Genomic DNA, 18,738 nt, shown 5'->3' with positions numbered 1-18,738 from the left:
CGCCGGCCTCACCGGCCTCACCAGGGGAAGTTCACGACCGCCAGGTTGAGCGGCATCTGGTTGGTCCGCGGTTCCCGCCGGAGCACCGCTTGGTCGACGAAGGTGCCGGACAGGTAGTCGTCTGCATCGGCTATCCGCTGCGGGGAGACCTGTCCGTCGTAGTCAAAACTCGTCAGTTCGTAGGGCAACGAATCCGCCTCGAGCAGACTCGGCCCGTTCATCAGCTGAAAGTGCAGGTGGGAGGCGTTGGCGTTGCCCGTGTTCCCGAGCTTTCCGAGCACCTGCCCCTCGGTCACCGTGTCACCCGGCTTGACCGTGACCGATCCCGAGATCATGTGGGCATACATCGCGTACACGCCGTCACCCAGATCCAGCACGACGTGATTCCCGTCCACGTTCTCGACAGTCAACTCGGCCGCCAGTGCCGGGTCGCTGGCGGGGAGTACGCCCGGCGCGTTGGCCTCCATACCATCGAGGATCGAGACCACCGTGGCGTCGGCGACGGCGAGTATCTCCGCTCCGTAGTCGACGTAGCTCTCGTTGCGGGTCCTGTCACCGGCGTAGAAGTCGCCCCGGTCGTTGGTGCGCTTCCAGTCGATCGCGAAGCGCTGGCTGTTGTTCAGTTTGCCGTTGACCGACATCACCGAACTGCGATGCGGAAAACCCGGCTCACAACACCCGTTGAGCGCTACCCAGTTGTCACCACGGACCGGCGGCGCGATGGTCGGCACAGTTCGCGTGGAGAAGGCGACCGGCGTCGTCAGATAGTCGATCGGCACCGGTTCACCAAAGGCTGGAGAGGCGGCGCCGGTCCCGTAGAGGTGATGCGCGACCGCCTTGGGCGCCTCGTCGAGCGCGTTGAAGCTGAAGTCGATGAACAGGACCCGACTCTCCTGGGGCGGGATCGAGTCGCTGTCGACGTATCCCGCCGGCAGGTCTCGCAGGCGGTTGCAGTCACCGAAGACGCACGTCGGATCAACCAGTGCCGAACCGGAGAAGGTGGCGATGACTCTGGTCGGATCGGCGCCGTCGACCACATCGAGCCGTTCCAGACTTGCCGGCACCTTGGTGGCGTTGGTGAGCTGCAGATCGTAGGCGAGGTGATACTTGCCGTCAGTTCCCCGGAAGGGCAGCGGCGAATCACCGATCGGGATGAGCGTGAGCGCGGTGAACGCGTCCGGCACGTCCACCCCGGCAGCGGACCCGGCCGGCGGTGACGAGGTCGAGGTGGTGGCTGAAGCACCATCAGAGTCCGACGAGCAGCCCGCCGCAACCAGTGCGACTACAGCGAACAGTGAGGTCAAGACGACGGGCAGGCGGCGAGAGGTCACGCTGGAACTCCGTTTCTTTAAAATTTCTTTAGGAATTTACCACGCCAGCCACGGAGACCACCACGCCCTTCTCTGACGAAAAACGGGGCACCTCGAGTTCTCGCCATGAGCCCCTCCTCGCCTCCGACGACGGGACGGCTCCGCAAATGACCAGTTCAGAAGGTATTTAAGGTCACCGCCCTCAAATGCGCTGGGCCGGTTCGCAATATGGCACGCTGGGCTTCGTGCAGTTGTCCCGGTCCTCCGATCTAGCGCTCCGCGCTCTCATGCGCCTCGCCGTCGCCGACGAGCGCGGAGACCGCATGACCGCTGCGGGGATCGCCGAGTCGGTGAACGCCTCGACTTCTCACGTGGCCAAGATCGTCTCCCGGCTCGTCGAGCTCGGCATGGCCGAATCCCGGCGCGGCCGCGGTGGAGGACTCGCCATCACGGAGGCCGGGCGGCAGGCGTCCGTCGGGCGACTGCTGCGGGAGCTGGAGGGACCGGGCGAGGTCGTGCAGTGTGAGGGCCCGACGCCCTGCCCGCTGGCCGGCAACTGCGGTCTGCGGCGAGCCCTGGCCGCTGCCCGCGAGGCGTTCTTCGCCGCCCTCGACCCCCTCACGGTCGCCGGCATCGTCTACTCCCCGACCCGGCAGATTCTGCTCAGCCTGGGTTCCGGCCCGAGCTCCAGCCCTAGCTCCGGCCCAGGTCCGGGATCCGGGCCCGACCCCTAGTCCCACAGCCCTGGCCACCGACGGGCCGCAGCCCGCCGACCACCCATCCACTCCCCATCGCAGTCCGACCCGTCTGGTGCTCGGACCACCCCGTCACGCCCACAGGAAGAAGGAGATCTCTGATGACCACCTCGCTCGCCACGCTGGAATCGATCCTCGCCCATCCCCGCCAGCTCTCAACGGAGCACGTCGCCGTCGTCCGCGCGACCCTCCCGGTCATCGGTGCCCACATCGACGAGATCACCCCGGTCTTCTACTCGGCCATGTTCGACGAGCACCCCGAACTGCTGCGCGACACCTTCAACCGCGGCAACCAGAAGCTCGGCGCCCAGCAGCGCGCGCTCGCGGCCTCGATCGCCACCTTCGCCACCCTCCTGGTGGACGGGAACAGCCCGGTCGACATGCTGGCCAGAATCGGCCACCGCCACGCGAGCCTGGGCATCACCCCGGACCAGTACCAGGTGGTCCACGACCACCTGTTCGCCGCGATCGTCGAGGTACTGGGCGAGGCGGTCACCCCGGAGGTCGCCGCCGCCTGGGACGAGGTCTACTGGATCATGGCCGCGGTCCTGGTGGACTACGAGAAGGTCCTGTACGCCGAGGCAGAGGTGGAGCCCGGTGACGTCTTCCGGACCGCCACCGTCATCGCCCGCGAGGACGTCACCGACTCCGTCGCCGTGGTCACCCTCGGTGGGCCGGACGGCCAGCCGCTCCCCGGCTTCCGGGCCGGCCAGTACACCTCGGTCGGGGCGGTCCTGCCGGACGGCGCGCGCCAGCTGCGCCAGTACTCGCTGTCCACCGCGCCCGGTGACGGGACGTGGCGGATCGGCATCCGGCGGGTGGATGCCGTCACCGGGGGCGGGACCGGGTGCCCGGCCGGCGAGGTCTCCGGCTGTCCTGCCGGCGAGGTCTCCGGTTGGCTGCACGCCAACGCCTCGGTGGGCACGACGCTCCAGGTCACGCTGCCGTTCGGTGACCTGGTCCTGGATGCAGCCGGGATCGGAGCCGACGACGACGGCGCCCCGGTGGTCCTGTGCTCGGCCGGCATCGGGATCACCCCGATGCTCGGCATGCTCGCCCAGCTGTCGGCCACAGAGGATCCCCGCCGGGTGCTGGTCCTGCACGCCGACCGCTCGCCCGACCAGCACGTCCTGGCCGACGAGGTCGCCGGCGAGTCCTCGCTGCTCACCGACGCCGAGGTGCACACCTGGTACGAGCAGGGCGCGGACACCGTCTCCGGACCGGGCGCGGTCCACCAGGGCTTCATGGACCTCTCGACGGTCGCCATCCCCGAGGGTGCGCACGTCTTCCTCTGCGGATCGAGCGCCTTCCTCCAGTCGCTGCGGCCGGCGTTCGTCGGCGCCGGCGTCCCGGAGGAGCGACTCCACGCGGAGCTGTTCGCGCCCAACGACTGGCTGCTGTAGTCCCCGGCTGCGGGCCCCGACAGAGGTGATCACCTCGGCGGGGCCCGCACGGGCGTAACTTTCCGTCCCACACCCGAGTCGTTCGACTCCCGCCCTCGGATCGTCAGCGTCGGCGGTTGCGGTTGCGTACCTTCTCCGCGAACTCGCGGGCCTTGCGCTGGTTCTCGGGCTTCGAGGCCTCGCGCTTGACCACCTGAACGGCCTTGATCGCGACTCCGCTTCGCAGTGCGTTGCGTAGGAATCCCATCGTGCACCTCCATGTGTCGGGGGAGCGCCAGTGTAGGCGCATGCCACACTCTGGGCATGGCTGCAGAAACGGAGGTGTCGGCGGGCGGAGAGGGCGGCGCCCCCGGTGACGATCGTGGGGCCGACCGCGCCGCGCTGTGGCGCACTCTGGCCACGCGGCGGGACCATCGCCACTTCCACCCGACGCCGGTCCCCCGCGAGACCATCGAGGGACTGCTCGCGGTCTTTGCCGTGGCACCGAGTGTCGGTTTGAGCCAGCCGTGGCACGTCACGGTGGTCCGGGACCGGGGCGCCCGAGAGGCTGTCCACGCGGGCTTCCGGGCGGTCCGGGCGGCGGAGTCCGAGCGGTTCACCGGCGAGCGACGCGAACTCTACGACTCGCTCCGACTCGAAGGCATCCTCCAGGCGCCCGTGGGATTGGTGGTCAGCCACGTCCTGCCGCCGGGTCCGACCCTCGGGACCACCAGCGTCCCGGCCGCCACCGAGTACAGCGTGGTCGCCGCTATCACCCTGTTGTGGCTGGCGGTGACGGCCGAGGGCCTGGGAATGGGATGGGTGAGCCTCGTCGAGCCCGACCATCTCTCCGAGAGCGTGCCGCTACCGGAGGGGGCGCGCCCCCTGGCGTACCTGTGCCTCGGCTATCCGGCCCTGGAGCTGGACGAACCGCTGTTGCAGACCGTCGGCTGGGGACGGCGTTCGCCGTTGTCGGTCGACTGGCTCTGACAGCTCCCTGCGGCGGCACGCGAACGCCGTGCTCAACGCGCGTCCACACCGACCTGGATGAGGGTGCCCCACGGGTCGTCGAACCGCAGGACCGCGCCGTCGTGGCGGACGTCCACCCGGTGGTCGGCCAACCGCTGCTGCAGGGCGGCCACGTCGTCGTCGGTCGGGAGGTCGATGTTCACCTGGCCGAGCCCCAGCGCGGCGGCGCGGGCCCCGGCCCCGGCGGTGCCCCAGGTGTTGACGGCGATGTGGTGGTGGTACCCCCCGGCGGCGATGAACAGCGCGGAGCCGACGTCGCTCCTCACCTCGAAGCCCAGCGCGTCCACGTAGAAGTCGCGGGCCACGCCGATGTCGCCGACCTGCAGGTGCACGTGCCCCAGCGTGGCGGGCGGCGGTCCGGCGATCGGCTGCGCGAGGTGGGTGCGCAGGAAGGCGTTGGGGTCCAGCGGATTGGTCGCCACCTTGAGCAGGCCGTGGGCTTCGGTCGCCCAGGTCTCGCGGGGACGGTCGGCGTACATCTCGACGCCGTTGCCCTCGGGATCATCGAAGTAGAAGGCCTGACTGTAGAGGTGGTCGGAGCTACCGGTGAACGCGCTGGGCGCGTGCTGCGCGACGGACGCGACGGCCGCGGCGAGTGACGGCTCGTCGTCGTAGAGGACCGCGGTGTGGAAGAGGCCTGCCTGGCCGGGCTTCTTTGGGGGCAGCTCAGCCATGCGGCGCATCCGCACGATCGGTCGCCCGGCCCGGCCGAGCACGGCGGTGTCGCCGACCTGCTCCAGCACCTCGAGGGTCATGCCGTCGGAGTAGAACGAGATCATCGCCTCGAGGTCGCGGACCAGCAACTCCACTGCGCCCATGCGGGTGGCAGGGGCGAGCAGGTCGTCGGCGGGCCGCTCGACGAGGCTGCGGGGATCGGGGTTCTGCACGTAGACGGGCATGAGGTTCTCCTAGATGGCGGTCGACGTTCTTAGTGATGTGTCATCTATGTCAACCGACGAGACCCATCGCCTATTCCGTGATACGTCAATTACCCCCGGTCAGTCCGGCAGTGCGTCCAGTCCGGCGTTCTCGAGCGCGCGGCGTCCGCGGTCCGAGGTCACCAGCTCGCGGAACGCGCCGGCCGCGGCGCGCTCAGCGCCCGCGTCCGGCCCGTCCTCCCCGCCGGGTACGCGGGCCAGGACGTACCGGGTCATCCCCGTCGCCTGGATCAACGCGCGATCCCGCTCGTCGACGTCGGCCAGGGTCACCCAGCCGTTCGAGGAGGCGACATCGGTGCGGTAGACGAGCCCCACGTCGAGCTCGTTGTCCGCCAGACGGGCGGCGAGTCCGCGCGAGCCCTCATCCCGGTCGACGTCCGGGGTGACCACGCCCGCGGCGCCGAGCAGCAGGTCGGCCGCCTGGCCGCACGGGGCCTCCAGTTCACACAGTCCCACCCGGAGGTCCGGGCGGGAGAGGTCCGCCAGTCCGGTGACCTCCCGGGGGTTGCCGGACGGGACCGCCACGACGACGTGGTTCCGGGCGAACACTTGAGTGTCCGTGACCGTGCCCTGCTCCAGCGCGAGCGTCATGGCCTGCTCGCTCGCGGAGGCGAAGACGTTGATGTCGGTCCGGTCGGCCAGTCCCTCGGCGATGGTATGGGACCGGCCCAGTTCGAGGTGCACCCGGACGTCGGGGTTCTCCTGCTCGAAGATCCCGATGAGCTCGGTGAACGCCCCGGACAGCGAAGGCGCGGCCGCGACCCCGATCGATATGACGGTGGGCTCCGATTCCTCCGCCGTGCATGCGGAGACTCCCCCGCACGCCAGAGCCACAACCAACACCGCGGTCACCCGACGTCCGATCACCGGTCAGCCCCCGGCAAAGGGGGGCAGGACGTCGATCACCGAGACGCCGACGATCGACGCGTGGGGATCGCGCGTGGTCTCCTCGCCGACCAGGAACGACGACACCGCGACGATGCCGGCCAGGGGCTCCCCGTGCCGCTCGCAGATCTCGCGAGCCAGCTCCCCCACCGTCGTCGCGTGCGTGTGGATGCGCTCGCGGGCGGACCCCGCGGCGTCCTCCGCGGCAGCGTAGTACCCCACGGTGAGCGTTCTCGGGGCCTGGCCCGGGTCCGTCTGCGGGACCGTTCTCGGAGTGCTGTTCACATCGACGACCTTATCCGGGAAGTCCGACATGTCAGCCTCCGATCGCGCCCATCGACCGTCGGGGCCGGTGGAACGCCGTCCCGCCGATCCCGTGACCGACCTGCTTGCCCCACATGGCCCCCCGCCACACCCCGGCGACCTCGAGATCGTCCGCACCCGAACGCAGCACGCCCAGGACGTCGGTCTCGTCGTCGCTGAACAGACACGATCTCACCGTTCCCTCGGCTGTCAACCGCGTCCGGTCGCACGCCGCACAGAAGTTGCGGGTGACGGTGGCGATCACCCCGACGTGGGCGGCAGCACCCGCCAGGGTGTGGCCGACGACCTCCCACAGCTCGGCCGGGGCCGAGGGATCCTCACGACCCGCCGGTACGAGTTCGAACCGCGTGGCCAGGGAGTCGAGCACGTCCTGCGCGGTGACCAGCTCCACCCGGGACCAGGTGTTGTCCGCGTCGAGCGGCATCTCCTCGATGAACCGGAGCTGGACGCCCTCGGCCAACGCCCATTCGAGCAGGTCCGGTGCCCCGTGGAGGGTCGCCCGCAGGGGGACGGCGTTGACCTTGACCGGGTCCAGTCCCGCCTCGACCGCGGCCCGCACCCCACGCAACACGGACGGCAGCCGGTCGCGGCGGGTGAGCTGGGCGAACTCGAGGCGGTTCACCGTGTCGAGGGAGATGTTGATCCGGCTGAGTCCGGCACTGACCAGCGCCCCGACGCGGTGCTCGAGTCCGACCCCGTTGGTGGTCAGCGCGATCGGCAGGTCCGGGCATTCCGCCCGGGTGCCGGCGACGATCCGCTCGAGGTCCGGCCGCATGAGCGGCTCACCCCCGGTGAAGCGGACCTCGCGGACGCCGAGTTCCCGATGCGCCAGCGCCACCAGCCTGATGACCTCGTCCGTCGTCATCCGCGCTGCGTCCGGGATGGGCGGCAACCCCTCCTCCGGCATGCAGTACGTGCACCGCAGCGAGCACTTCTCGGTGAGGGACACCCGCAGGTCGCGGGCGGTGCGGCCGAAGGTGTCTACGAGCAGCGGAGTGTCGGGGCGGGGGGCGTGCGCATCCAGGGTCGTCATTCCGGGCGCCTCCCCTCGGCAGTAGTCCCGGCGAGTCTATGCGCGCAACCCTTGTTTGTGTGGGTGCGCTAGGGATCACCTCCGACTAGGGCCGGGCCGTGCCCCCCACGTCCGGGTTCGGCCCGAGGAGCGTGAGCTCGTGGATCTCGTCACGTCGGGCCTGGTCGCGCAGCTGCGGTGCGATCACCCGGCCGAGGTGGTAGCCGATCACCACGACCAGCGTGCCCAGCGCGATGCCGCTGAGCTGGAAGTCCTCGGTCACGTGCAGGGTCGTGTCACCGATCGCGATCACCACGCCCGCCGCCACCGGGACCAGGTTGAGGGGGTTGCCGAAGTCGACCCGGTTCTCTTTCCAGATCTTGGCGCCGAGCAGGCCGATCATGCCGTAGAGCACCACCGTGATCCCGCCGAGCACGCCGCCGGGGGTCGCCGAGATGACGGCGCCGAGCTTGGGCGAGCAGCCCAGCAGGATCGCGGTGAACGCGGCCACCACGTAGGCGGCGGTCGAGTACACCTTGGTCGCGGCCATCACGCCGATGTTCTCGGCGTACGTCGTCGTCGCCGATCCACCGAACGACGTGGCCAACACGGTGCCCACGCCGTCGGCGGCCAGGGCGCGGCCCATCAGCCCGTCGGTTTCCGTGCGCGTGATCTCGCCGATCGCCTTGACGTGCCCGGCGTTCTCCGCGATCAGGGCGATGATCCCGGGCACGATCAGCAGCACGAACGCCAGCGAGAAGTCCGGCGCGTGGATGCCCACCACTCCCGCGGCCTCGTCGGTCATGGGCGGCAGGCCGAGCCACGCCGCCTCGGCGACGCCCGACCAGTCCACTCGCAGGTGCTCGGTCACCTCTCCCACTCCCGCGTTGAACGACGTGATGGGGCCGACGACCAGGTCGAGGACCCACGAGAGGACGTAGCCGAAGATCAGCGCGAGGAAGATCGCGATCCGCCCCGCGAACCCCTTCAGTCCGACGGTCATTCCGATCAGCGCGATCATCACCGTCAGTGCCACCCACTGGTCCTGCGGCCAGTAGGTCTCGGCCACGACGGGCGCGAGGTTGAAGCCGAGCAGCATGACTACCGCGCCGGTGACGACGGGCGGGAGGATCGCGGTGACCACCCGTCCGCCCACGATGTGCACGATGACGCCCACGACGGCGAGGACCACACCCGCGACCAGCATCGCGCCGGTGACCTGCGCACTCGTGCCCCCCTGCGCGCGGATCGCGGCGACCGCCCCGACAAACGCCACGGAGGTGCCGAGATAGCTGGGGACCTGCCCCTTGACCACGGCCAGGAACAGCAGGGTGCACACGCCGGAGAACAGGATCGCGAGCTGCGGGTTGAGCCCCATGATGATGGGGAAGACGAACGTCGCGCCGAACATGGAGACCACGTGCTGGGCGCCGATCCCGATGGTCCGCGGCCAGCTCAGGCGTTCCATGGGGGCGACCACTTCGCCGGGTCTGATGTTCTTGCCGTCGCCGTGAACCGACCACAGAGCTCGTGACCCCAGAGCTCGTGACCCCGGCGCTCGTGACCCCGGCTCCGACCCCAGTACCTTGCGTGCCACTTCTCCCACACTCCCTCGGGTTCCAACGGCCGCACACCGAGCGCGCCGGTAGGCACGCTACCGCGAGTTACCGTGGGGTCATGGCTTCCCATCCCGACCGGTCGACCCGCCCGTCGCCCACCGAGTACCGAGAGCTCCTCCGCGCGCACGTGGCGCCGATGCTGGAGCGGGCGACGCGGAGCACCCACCTGCCGATCGCGGCGTGCGCGGAGTCGGTGCTCGCGGCGGATCTACGCGCGTCGGTGGACCTGCCGCTGTTCGTCAACTCCCAGATGGACGGGTATGCGGTGCGGGCGGCCGACGTCGCCGGGGCCCGTCCGGACGTGCCGGCGCGGCTGCGCGTGGTGGGGACGACCCACGCCGGCCACGGTCCGGGACCGGGGATCGACGACGACGAGGCCCGCAAGGTGATGACCGGTGCGCCGGTTCCCGAGGGCGCGGATTGTGTGGTCCCCGTGGAGGACACCACCGTCGAGGTGGCGGACGACTCAGCCGGCGGGACGACATCCGTGCTGGTCTACGCGCCGCGCGGGGCCGGCGAGTTCATCCGCCGCCCCGGCGACGACGTCCGCGCCGGCGACGTGGTGCTGCCCGCCGGGGTCCGGCTCGAGGCGCGGCATCTGGCCGCCGCCGCCTCCCTCGGGATGTCCGGCCTCGACGTCCGGCCTCGCCCGCGGGTCGGCGTGGTGGCCACGGGTTCTGAACTCGTCGCCCCCGGTCGACCCCTGAAGCCCGGCCAGATCTGGGAATCCAACTCAATCACCCTCGCCGCCGCGCTCAAGGCCTGCGGGTGCGAGGTCACCACCACCGTGGTCAGCAGCGACGCCCGTGACGACTTCACCGCCGCGCTCGACGCCGCCACCAGAGGCACCGACCTCGTGGTGACCGTCGGGGCCGTGTCGATGGGCGATGCCGAGGTGGTGCGCCAGGTCCTCGAGGATCGGGATGGTGCCCGCTTCGCCCCGATCGCCATGCAACCCGGCGGCCCGCAGGGGATCTCGACGTGGCGGGGCACGCCCGTGGTGTGTCTGCCGGGCAACCCGGTGAGCGCACTCGTGTCCTTTGTCGTGCTGGTGCGTCCGGTGATCCTCGAGGCGGTGGGCCGCGCCCCGCTCGGGACCCGCCGCGCCCGGCTCTCGCGGGCCGTCGCCTCCCCCGGCGGCCGGACGCAGTACCTCCGGGCGGCGCTGATGCGGGATGAGACCGGCTCGCTCGCCGCGGAGCCGGTCTCCGGGCCGGGTTCGCACCTAGTGGCCTCGATGGCCCGGGCCGATGTGCTGGTCGAGATCCCGGCGGACGTGACCGACCTGCCCGCCGGCACCGAGGTCGATGTCCTGCCGCTGTAGGGCCGGTCCCGGCGACCGGTATCCCTCGGGGACTGGCGCACATACGCTCGTGGTGGCCGCGGATCGGCCCGGTCCGGCGGCGACGAGATCGCCTGAAGACGCGGAGGCATCATGACCGCACGGACCAGCACGGTCGCACGACACATCCTCGACACCCTCCGGGAGTCCGGCGTCCGGCGCGTGTACGGCGTGCCGGGGGATTCGCTCAACGGCGTCACCGACGCCATCCGGCAGGCCGGGGACGTGGACTGGGTGGTCACCCGGCACGAGGAGGCCGCCGCCTTCGCCGCCTCGGCCGAGGCCGCTCTGACCGGCGAGCTCGCAGTGTGCGCCGGCTCCTGCGGGCCCGGAAACCTGCACCTCATCAACGGATTGTTCGACGCCCAGCGTTCCAGGGTCCCGGTGCTGGCGCTGGCCGCCCACATCCCCACCGAAGAGATCGGATCCGGCTACTTCCAGGAGACGCATCCGCAGGACCTGTTCCGCGAGTGCAGCGTCTACGTCGAACACGTCTCCTCGGCCGCGCAGATGCGGCGGATGCTGCACATCGCGATGCGCGCGGCCATCGAGAAGCGCGGCGTGGCCGTTCTCGTGCTCCCCGGGGACGTGGCGCTCGACGACGTCACCGCCGAGGTGACCGCGATCAGACCAACCTCCAGCCAGGTGGTCCCGTCCGAGGAGGATCTCCGTCGCGCCGTCGACGTGCTCGACGGATGCGACGACGTGACCATCCTGGCCGGTGCCGGGTGTGCGGGCGCCCACGCCGAGCTGCTGCAGATCGCCGAGCTGCTCAAGGCGCCGATCGTCCACTCGATGCGCGGCAAGGAGTGGGTGGAGTTCGACAACCCGTACGACGTGGGCATGACAGGGTTGCTCGGATTCGCCTCCGGTTACCGCGCCATGATGTCCGCCGAGACCCTGCTCGTACTGGGTTCGGACCTGCCCTACCAGCAGTTCTACCCGGACGCCACGGTGGTGCAGGTTGACATCCGGGGCGAGAACATCGGCCGCCGCACCCGCGTGGACGTGCCGCTCGTCGGCGGGGTCGCCGAGACCGTCCGGGCGCTCGCACCGATGCTGCGTACCCACCAGAACCGGTCGCACCTCGACGACGCCGTCAAGCACTACGCCTCCACCAGGCGGCGGCTCGACGACCTGGCCACCCCCTCCAAGCGGACCATTCACCCGCAGTACCTCACGCGGTTGATCGACGACGCCGCGAGCGGTGACGCGGTGTTCCTGCCCGACGTCGGGAGCCCGGTGATCTGGGCGGCCCGGTACCTGACCATGAACGGCCGCCGGCGGATCGTCGGCTCGTTCACCCACGGGTCCATGGCCAACGCCCTCTCCCAGGGGATCGGCGTCCAGATGGCCGCGCCCGACAGGCAGGTGATCGCGCTGGCCGGAGACGGCGGGCTCGCCATGCTGATGGGCGAACTGCTCACGGTGGTGCAGCACGAGCTGCCCCTGAAAATCGTGGTGTTCAACAACTCCTCGTACAACTTCGTCGAGGTAGAGATGAAGTCGGACGGGTTCGTCAACTTCGGCACCGATCTCACCAACCCCGACTTCTCCCGGGTCGCCGACGCCGTCGGCATCCGGGGTTTCCGGGTCGAGGAGTCCGCTGACCTGCCCCGGGCCGTCGAGCAGTTCCTCGCCCACGACGGGCCGGCGCTGCTCGACGTGGTGGTCGAGCGGCAGGAGCTGACCATCCCGCCCACCATCAGTGCCGCGCAGGCCAAGGGGTTCACCCTCTACTCCCTGCGGACGGTCCTCTCCGGGCGCGGGGACGAGCTCGTGGACCTGGCCAGGGCGAATCTGCGGCAGTTGTTCTGAGCGGGCCCGCCTCAACAACCGTGCACGATCTGCAAACTTGCACATGATGCAATAACCGCGCATCATCGTCCGGTGACCACTCACGACCCCACCGGCGTTGACCGGTCCGGCGCCGACCTGCCCGGCGCCGACCATGCCCCCGCCGGGCTGCGCGAGGCAAAGAAGGCCCGCACCCGGGCCTCGCTGGCCCGCGCCGCGCTCCAGCTGGTCGCCGAGGACGGCATGCAGACCACCACGGTGGAGGCCATCGCCGCCCGCGCGGAGGTCTCCCCGCGCACGTTCTTCAACTACTTCGATTCCAAGGACGACGCGGTCGTCCACCTGAGCACGGACCGGTTCCGGTGCCTGCTCAGCAGCTTGTTCGCCGATGACGGCGAACTATCCGCCAATCCCGTCCTGCAGATCCGCGACGTCATGCTGCGGTTCCTCGGGGAGGCCGACCCCGGCACCGCCTCCGACGACGAGTTGATGCGCTCGGCGCTCGAGCGCGACCCGTCCCTGTTCGGCGCCCTGCACGCCTCCATGAACACGATCGGCGCCGAGTTCGAGGCCGCCATCGCCTCGCGGTACGCGACCGTCCGCGACCAGGAGCTCGCGCGGGTGGGGCTCAGCGTCGCGCTGGGGCTCACCCAGACCGCCATGCTCGACGCCCGCGACGGCCGGTCCCAGGCACCCATCGCCGACCGCGTGGCCCACTACTTCGACCTCCTCGAGTCCGCACTGGCTCCCCGCTCCCCGTTCACGAAAGGCACGACCTCATGACCACAACCTCGACGACGCCACCGGCGTCTGCCGAGAGCGATCCGATCACGCTCACTCCGCGCACGGTCTGGATCATCTTCGGAGCCCTCATGGCGGGGATGTTCCTCGCCTCCCTCGACCAGTCGATCCTGGGACCGGCGCTGCCCACGATCGTCGGCGAGCTCAACGGCGTCGAGTCGCAGGCCTGGATCATCACCATCTACATCCTCGCCGTGGCCGTGACCATGCCGCTGTACGGGAAGTTCGGCGACCTCGTGGGCCGCCGCAACCTCTTCCTGCTGGCCATCGCGATCTTCACGATCGGTTCGGTCGGCTCGGGGTCAGCCGGCCTCTTCACCGACCCCGCCACCGAGGCCGGCTTCTGGGAGCTAGTCGCGTGGCGCGGTGTGCAGGGCCTGGGCGGCGGCGGCCTGATGATCCTGTCGCAGGCGATCATCGCCGACATCGTGCCCGCCTCCGAGCGCGGCAAGTACATGGGCCCGATGGGTGCGGTGTTCGGCATCTCCGCAGTCGCCGGCCCGCTGCTCGGCGGCTTCTTCACCGACTCCGCACACTGGCGCTGGTGTTTCTGGATCAACGTGCCCGTCGGCGTCATCGCGTTCTTCGTGGCGTGGAAGTACATGACCCTGCCGACCCGCAAGAGCACCGCCAAGGTGGACTGGGCCGGCATCCTGTTCATGGTCCTGGGCACCTCGGGCCTGGTCCTGGTCACCGACCTCGGCGGCGACCAGCTGGCCTGGGACTCCCCCGGCATGATCGCCATGATCGTCGGCACGGTCGCCAGCATCATCGCGCTCATCCTGGTCGAGCGCCGCGCGGCCGAGCCGATCCTGCCCCTGCACCTGTTCACCGGCCGCGTCTTCGTCATCGCCACCCTCATCGCCTTCGCGCTGGGCGTCGCCATGTTCGCGGCGATCGGCTTCATCCCCACCTTCCTGCAGATGGCCACCGGCACCTCCGCCGCCGGATCCGGCCTGCTCATGATCCCGATGATGGTGGGACTCATGGCCACCTCGATCGGCTCGGGTCTGGCGATCGCCAAGACCGGGCGCTACCGCATCTACCCGATCGTCGGCCTGGGCCTCACCGTGCTCACCGTCATGGTGATGACCCAGATGACCGGCTCCACCCCGGTCTGGCAGATCATGGGCATGCTGCTGTTCTTCGGCGCCGGGCTGGGCCTGGTCATGCAGGTCATCGTGTTGGCGGTGCAGAACGCGGTGGATCCGCGCGAGGTCGGCGTGGCCACGAGCTCGAACAACTACTTCCGCGAGATCGGCGCCGCTATCGGCACGGCGTGGTTCGGCTCGCTGTTCACCGACCGGCTCATCACCAACCTCACCGACACCGTCGCCGCCAATCCCGAGCAGGCGATCGCCTCCGGGCTCAACCCGAGCGCGGTCACGCCGGCCTTCGTGGCCAACCTGCCCGAGCCGTTGCACCAGGGCATCGTCGACTCCTACGCCAGCGCCCTGGCCCCCGCGCTCTGGTACATCGTGCCGGTGCTCGGACTCGCCCTGCTCTTCTCGTTCTTCCTGCCCCAGGTCAAACTCAGCGACGAGGCCGGCATGGTCGCCCGCGGCGAGGCCGTGTGGGACGACGGCAAGGCCGTGCCGGTTGCACCCGGAGCCGGCACCGACCCGGCGGGCGGCGACCCGCACGGTGGTGAGCGACCCGGTGGCAATCAACCCGGCGACGACGACGAGGTCACCCTCGCCTCCGGCGGACCCGCCCCCGGCCGAATCTGACCGACCGTCGACCAACGAAAAGAGCGTCCGGCGCACCCGCTACTCGCGGAACGTGCGCCGGACGCTCTGGTCGACGGCCCGAACCCTGGAGGGGACCCGGGCCCGGTGGTCAGAACCAGTGTTTGCGCCCGCCGATCGTGCGGCCTGCTGCGCCGAGCAGGAAGAGGATGACGCCGATCGCCACGAGCACGATACCGACCGTCCAGAGGATGGGGATGTCCAAGAGGAATCCGAGGATCAACAGAATTGCACCGAGGATGATCATCTTCTCGTCCTTTCACTAGCCGACTAAGGATGAGCTGAGCGTACATCGATCGAGCCCGGGCGGGCCCCGACCGATGAAGGTGGTCCCGCGCTGTCGAGTGCCTGCTGCCAGAAATCGGCCTCGAGGCGGGTGGCCGTACAGAACACGGACGTGAGCTCGTCGAGCCTTCGCTCGGTCAGTCCGCCCGCGGCCAGCTGGTCCAACTGGGCGCTCGAGGCGCGGGACGCGGCGGTGAACTCCGCACCCGAGTACTCGCTGATCCACTCGGCATACGGGTGCTCGTCGCCCTCCCCGTCGGGCCCGCCGTGCTCCGTGAGCCGCGGCTGCAGCCGGGCCCCGATCTCGGCGTAGCCGATCGTGCACGGCGCCAGGGCGACGTGGAGGTCGAGCAGGTCCCCGGCCATCCCGCAGTCCAGCACGTAGCGGGAGTAGGCGACGGTGGCCTGCTTCTCCGCGGCGGCCTCGAGCTCAGCGCGCGGGATGCCCCAACGCTCGGTCAGCCGCAGGTGCAGCTCGGTCTCGGCGAGGATCGCCCCGGTCGCCCGGTGGGCGGCGGTGATGTCCGCGAGGGTGCGGCTCTTGAAGGTCGCCACCGCGTTGGCGCGCGCGAACTGGACGAGGAAGTGGAAGTCCTGGATCAGGTAGTCGCGGAACACCGCCAGCGGCAGAGAACCCTGCCCGAGCTGCTCCACGAACTCGTGCCGGGTGTATGCCTCCCACTCGGGGCGACAGCGATCCCTGAGCGCCTCGAACAGGGTCATCAGGCCCACTTCCCCCGGGTGTACTGCGGTGGGTACGGCGCGTCTCGCCAGTCCAGCCCGAGCTCGGCGGCCGCGCGTTGAGGCCAGGCGGGCTCGCGCAGGGCGGCTCGGCCCAGGAAGACGACGTCGGCGCGCTCGTCGGCCAGTAGCTGCTCGGCGTACTGCGGGTCGCTGATCAGCCCCACCGCGCCGACCAGCACCGCACCGGACGCCCGGACCTCCTCGGCCAGCGGCACCTGATAGCCCTGCTCGAGCGGTACCGGCGGCTTGTCCGGAGTGTTGGCGGCCGAGGAGACATCCACCAGGTCGACGCCGTGCTCCGCCAGGCGGCCCGCCAGCCAGCGGGAATCCTCCGGGGTCCAGCCGCCGGTCACCCAGTCCGTCGCCGAGATCCGGACGAACAGCGGCTTGCCCTCGGGCCAGACGTGCCGCACCGCGTCACAGACCTCCAGCAGGAGGCGCGAGCGGTTCTCCCGCGAGCCGCCGTAGGTGTCCGTCCGCTCGTTGGAAAGCGGAGAGAGGAACTCGTGGATGAGGTAGCCGTGGGCCGCGTGGATCTCGACCACGTCGAATCCGGCCTGGTCGGCGCGTCGGGCAGCAGCTGCAAAGGCGTCGACCACCGCGGCGATCCCGGCCGGGTCCAGCGCCACCGGCGTGGCCATGTCGCCGAACGGGATCGCCGATGGAGCGACCGTGCTCCACCCGCCCTCCTCGACGGGAATCGAGCCGGAGGGGTAACCGGGCCACGCCCGGTAGTTCGACGCCTTACGACCGGCGTGCGCCAGCTGGATACCGATTGCCGCCCCCTGCGAGTGGACGAAGTCCACGATCGGGGCCCACGCGTCGCGCTGCGCGTCGTTCCACAGCCCGGCATCCTCGGGGCTGATGCGGCCCTCCGGCACCACGGCCGACGCCTCCGCGATCAGGAGCCCGAACCCGCCCTGCGCCCGCGCCCCGAGGTGGACCAGATGCCACGGCGTCGGGACCCCGTCGCGGGCTTCGCACGAGTACTGACACATCGGCGGTAGCCAGACGCGGTTACGGATCTCGAGGTCGCGGATTCGGATCGGGTCAAAGAGAAGCGCCATGCCTGCGATTAAACCCTGAGCGGAGCGCACCCCGGCCGCGCGGACCAGCCGAGCGGACCAGCCGAGCGGACCGGCCGCGCCCGGCCGACTAGCGTGGGCGGCATGACAGACGCGCAGGCCGGACAGGGCTCGACGCCAGAGCCGCAGCCCACCAACCTCGGCCTCACCCGCCCCGGGCTCACTCATCTCGACCCGGAGGGCCGGGTCCGGATGGTCGACGTGGGCGACAAGGCCGTCACCACCCGCACCGCCACCGCCGAGGGCGTCTTCCGCACCCGCCCCGAGGTCGTGGACATGGTCGCCGGCGACGCGTTGGGCAAGGCCGACGTCCTGGCGACCGCGCGGATCGCGGGGATCGGCGCCGCCAAGAAGACCTCCGAGCTCATCCCGCTGTGCCACCAGATCCCGTTGAACTCGGTCAAGGTGCACTTTGACCTGGACGCGGCCGTCGGCGAGATCCGCGTGTCGGCCACCGCCAAGACCACCGGCCGGACCGGGGTCGAGATGGAGGCGCTCACCGCCGTCTCGGTGGCGGGGCTGACGCTGCACGACATGGTCAAGGCCGTCGACCCGCTGGCCACCATGGACGGGGTCCGCCTGGCCGCCAAGACCGGCGGCAAGCGGGGCGACTGGACGCGGGGATCGGACGACGACGACGAGAACGCACTCCCGAACTCCGGGCCCGCGGCAGTCGATTCGGGCCGAAGTGGCGTCGTCGTCGTCTCCTCCACCGCCGCCGCCCGCGGCGACCGCGCCGATACCACCGGTCCCGCCATCGAGTCCTGGCTGGTCGAACGCGGTTTCTCGCCGGTCGAGGTGCATGTGGTGGCCGACGCCGATGTCGCGGTAGCCCTTACCGAACAGGTCCGCCGCTCCCCGGCCGTCCTGCTGACCACGGGCGGCACCGGCGTCGCGCCCGACGACCGCACGCCCGAGGCCACCGCGCCGCACCTCACGCTCGAGTTGGCCGGGGTGGCCGAGGCGATGCGCGCCCGGGGGCTGGCCGCGACCCCCACCGCTGCCATGAGCCGCGGCCTGGTGGGTTTTGCCGGCCGTACCCTGGTGGCGAACCTCCCCGGGTCGACGGGCGGGGTGCGCGACGGACTGGCGGTGCTCGACGAGCTCCTGGAGCACCTGCTCGACGTCCACGCCCACGGCGGCGGGCACTGACCCCGACCACCCTGACCCTGACCACCCGCGAGAGGAACCGACCATGACCGCCAGTACGCCGCTCTCGAGCATCACCCAAGAGGCGATCGACCCCCGGGAGGTCGAGGCGGCCGTCTGGAGCACCGCCGACGGCGCAATGGTCACGTTCTCCGGGGTGGTGCGCGACCACGACGGCGGCCGCACCGACGTACTGGATATCGAGTATTCCGCGCACCCGGCCGCCGGCGACATCCTGCGGCGCCTCTGCGATCAGGTCGCGGCCGAGCACAGCGGGTCCGCCGGCGCCGATGGAACCGCTGCCGCGCCCGCCGACCCGCAGCGTGTCACCCGCGTGGGGGCCGTGCACCGGGTGGGCGTGTTGCCCGTGGGCGAGATCGCGGTGGTCGCGGTGGCCGTGTCACCGCACCGGGCGGAGGCCTTTGCCGCGTGCTCGGATCTCATCGAGCGCCTCAAGCACGAGGTGCCCATCTGGAAGCGGCAGCGCTTCACCGACGGTGTCTCGGAATGGGTGGGCGTCGGCGACTGCTGAC

At 70.4% G+C, this 18,738-nt stretch carries 19 protein-coding genes; 9 read left to right on the top strand and 10 right to left on the bottom strand.

Going from position 1 to position 18,738, the window contains the following annotated elements:
* Positions 1-17 precede the first annotated feature (17 nt).
* Positions 18-1,331 carry a M23 family metallopeptidase gene (locus R4P08_RS12280; protein ID WP_317814169.1) on the bottom strand — a complete coding sequence of 438 codons (1,314 nt, stop codon included), beginning with the start codon at positions 1,329-1,331 and terminating at the stop codon, positions 18-20.
* A 224-nt stretch (positions 1,332-1,555) separates the two neighbouring features.
* Between R4P08_RS12280 and R4P08_RS12275 the strand changes: the two genes are divergently transcribed.
* Complete coding sequence (locus R4P08_RS12275) at positions 1,556-2,044, top strand: Rrf2 family transcriptional regulator (protein ID WP_317814335.1); 489 nt, start codon at positions 1,556-1,558, stop codon at positions 2,042-2,044.
* 122 nt (positions 2,045-2,166) lie between these two features.
* Positions 2,167-3,468, top strand: coding sequence for a globin domain-containing protein (locus R4P08_RS12270; protein WP_317814167.1), 1,302 nt, complete (start codon positions 2,167-2,169; stop codon positions 3,466-3,468).
* Positions 3,469-3,571: 103 nt separating this feature from the next.
* On the opposite strand, the gene R4P08_RS12265 is transcribed toward R4P08_RS12270, so the two are convergent.
* The gene (locus R4P08_RS12265) at positions 3,572-3,715 is read right to left on the bottom strand and encodes a hypothetical protein (RefSeq protein WP_317814165.1); all 144 of its coding nucleotides are present in this window, start codon (positions 3,713-3,715) and stop codon (positions 3,572-3,574) included.
* A 56-nt stretch (positions 3,716-3,771) separates the two neighbouring features.
* Between R4P08_RS12265 and bluB the strand changes: the two genes are divergently transcribed.
* Positions 3,772-4,437: a 5,6-dimethylbenzimidazole synthase gene (gene bluB, locus R4P08_RS12260; RefSeq protein WP_317814164.1), complete on the top strand. Its 666-nt coding sequence runs from the start codon at positions 3,772-3,774 to the stop codon at positions 4,435-4,437.
* Between the two features lie 32 nt (positions 4,438-4,469).
* On the opposite strand, the gene R4P08_RS12255 is transcribed toward bluB, so the two are convergent.
* From R4P08_RS12255 to R4P08_RS12235, 5 genes are all read right to left on the bottom strand, one after another.
* Complete coding sequence (locus R4P08_RS12255) at positions 4,470-5,375, bottom strand: VOC family protein (protein ID WP_317814163.1); 906 nt, start codon at positions 5,373-5,375, stop codon at positions 4,470-4,472.
* Between the two features lie 99 nt (positions 5,376-5,474).
* Complete coding sequence (locus R4P08_RS12250; protein WP_317814162.1) at positions 5,475-6,281, bottom strand: molybdate ABC transporter substrate-binding protein; 807 nt, start codon at positions 6,279-6,281, stop codon at positions 5,475-5,477.
* A gap of 3 nt (positions 6,282-6,284) precedes the next feature.
* Positions 6,285-6,584: a hypothetical protein gene (locus R4P08_RS12245; RefSeq protein WP_317814159.1), complete on the bottom strand. Its 300-nt coding sequence runs from the start codon at positions 6,582-6,584 to the stop codon at positions 6,285-6,287.
* A 31-nt stretch (positions 6,585-6,615) separates the two neighbouring features.
* Complete coding sequence (gene moaA, locus R4P08_RS12240) at positions 6,616-7,656, bottom strand: GTP 3',8-cyclase MoaA (protein WP_317814158.1); 1,041 nt, start codon at positions 7,654-7,656, stop codon at positions 6,616-6,618.
* Positions 7,657-7,741: 85 nt separating this feature from the next.
* Positions 7,742-9,103 carry a uracil-xanthine permease family protein gene (locus R4P08_RS12235; RefSeq protein WP_317814157.1) on the bottom strand — a complete coding sequence of 454 codons (1,362 nt, stop codon included), beginning with the start codon at positions 9,101-9,103 and terminating at the stop codon, positions 7,742-7,744.
* Positions 9,104-9,312: 209 nt separating this feature from the next.
* Between R4P08_RS12235 and glp the strand changes: the two genes are divergently transcribed.
* The 4 genes from glp (at position 9,313) to R4P08_RS12215 (ending at position 14,924) form a co-directional block, all read left to right on the top strand.
* Positions 9,313-10,578 carry a gephyrin-like molybdotransferase Glp gene (gene glp / locus R4P08_RS12230; protein ID WP_317814156.1) on the top strand — a complete coding sequence of 422 codons (1,266 nt, stop codon included), beginning with the start codon at positions 9,313-9,315 and terminating at the stop codon, positions 10,576-10,578.
* Between the two features lie 111 nt (positions 10,579-10,689).
* Positions 10,690-12,414 (top strand): ubiquinone-dependent pyruvate dehydrogenase, encoded by a 1,725-nt coding sequence (gene poxB, locus R4P08_RS12225; protein WP_317814155.1) that lies wholly within the window; start codon positions 10,690-10,692, stop codon positions 12,412-12,414.
* A gap of 72 nt (positions 12,415-12,486) precedes the next feature.
* Positions 12,487-13,176 carry a TetR/AcrR family transcriptional regulator gene (locus tag R4P08_RS12220; protein ID WP_317814154.1) on the top strand — a complete coding sequence of 230 codons (690 nt, stop codon included), beginning with the start codon at positions 12,487-12,489 and terminating at the stop codon, positions 13,174-13,176.
* Entirely contained in the window at positions 13,173-14,924 is a 1,752-nt protein-coding gene (locus R4P08_RS12215; RefSeq protein WP_317814153.1) for an MDR family MFS transporter, read from the top strand. The genes R4P08_RS12220 and R4P08_RS12215 overlap by 4 nt, the downstream gene beginning before the upstream one ends.
* A 109-nt stretch (positions 14,925-15,033) precedes the next feature.
* On the opposite strand, the gene R4P08_RS12210 is transcribed toward R4P08_RS12215, so the two are convergent.
* Genes R4P08_RS12210 through R4P08_RS12200 form a run of 3 tightly spaced genes read right to left on the bottom strand, consistent with a single transcriptional unit; the run spans position 15,034 to position 17,038 of the window.
* Positions 15,034-15,189, bottom strand: a complete 156-nt coding sequence (locus tag R4P08_RS12210) for a DUF6131 family protein (protein ID WP_317814152.1) — start codon at positions 15,187-15,189, stop codon at positions 15,034-15,036.
* A gap of 23 nt (positions 15,190-15,212) precedes the next feature.
* Positions 15,213-15,950, bottom strand: coding sequence for a TenA family protein (locus tag R4P08_RS12205; protein ID WP_317814151.1), 738 nt, complete (start codon positions 15,948-15,950; stop codon positions 15,213-15,215).
* A complete protein-coding gene (locus R4P08_RS12200; RefSeq protein ID WP_317814150.1) occupies positions 15,950-17,038 on the bottom strand; it encodes an NADH:flavin oxidoreductase/NADH oxidase in 1,089 nt (362 codons plus the stop codon). Before R4P08_RS12200 ends, R4P08_RS12205 begins: the two co-directional genes overlap by 1 nt.
* Positions 17,039-17,140: 102 nt before the next feature.
* On the opposite strand from R4P08_RS12200, the gene moaCB reads away from it, so the two are divergent.
* Positions 17,141-18,208 carry a bifunctional molybdenum cofactor biosynthesis protein MoaC/MoaB gene (gene moaCB, locus R4P08_RS12195; RefSeq protein ID WP_317814149.1) on the top strand — a complete coding sequence of 356 codons (1,068 nt, stop codon included), beginning with the start codon at positions 17,141-17,143 and terminating at the stop codon, positions 18,206-18,208.
* Between the two features lie 43 nt (positions 18,209-18,251).
* Positions 18,252-18,737 (top strand): molybdenum cofactor biosynthesis protein MoaE, encoded by a 486-nt coding sequence (locus tag R4P08_RS12190; RefSeq protein WP_317814148.1) that lies wholly within the window; start codon positions 18,252-18,254, stop codon positions 18,735-18,737.
* The last annotated feature ends 1 nt before the right edge of the window (position 18,738 follow it).

Source organism: Rhodococcus sp. IEGM 1408 (assembly GCF_033142235.1).
GTDB lineage: Bacteria > Actinomycetota > Actinomycetes > Mycobacteriales > Mycobacteriaceae > Dietzia.
This window is presented reverse-complemented; position numbering and strand designations above follow the sequence as displayed.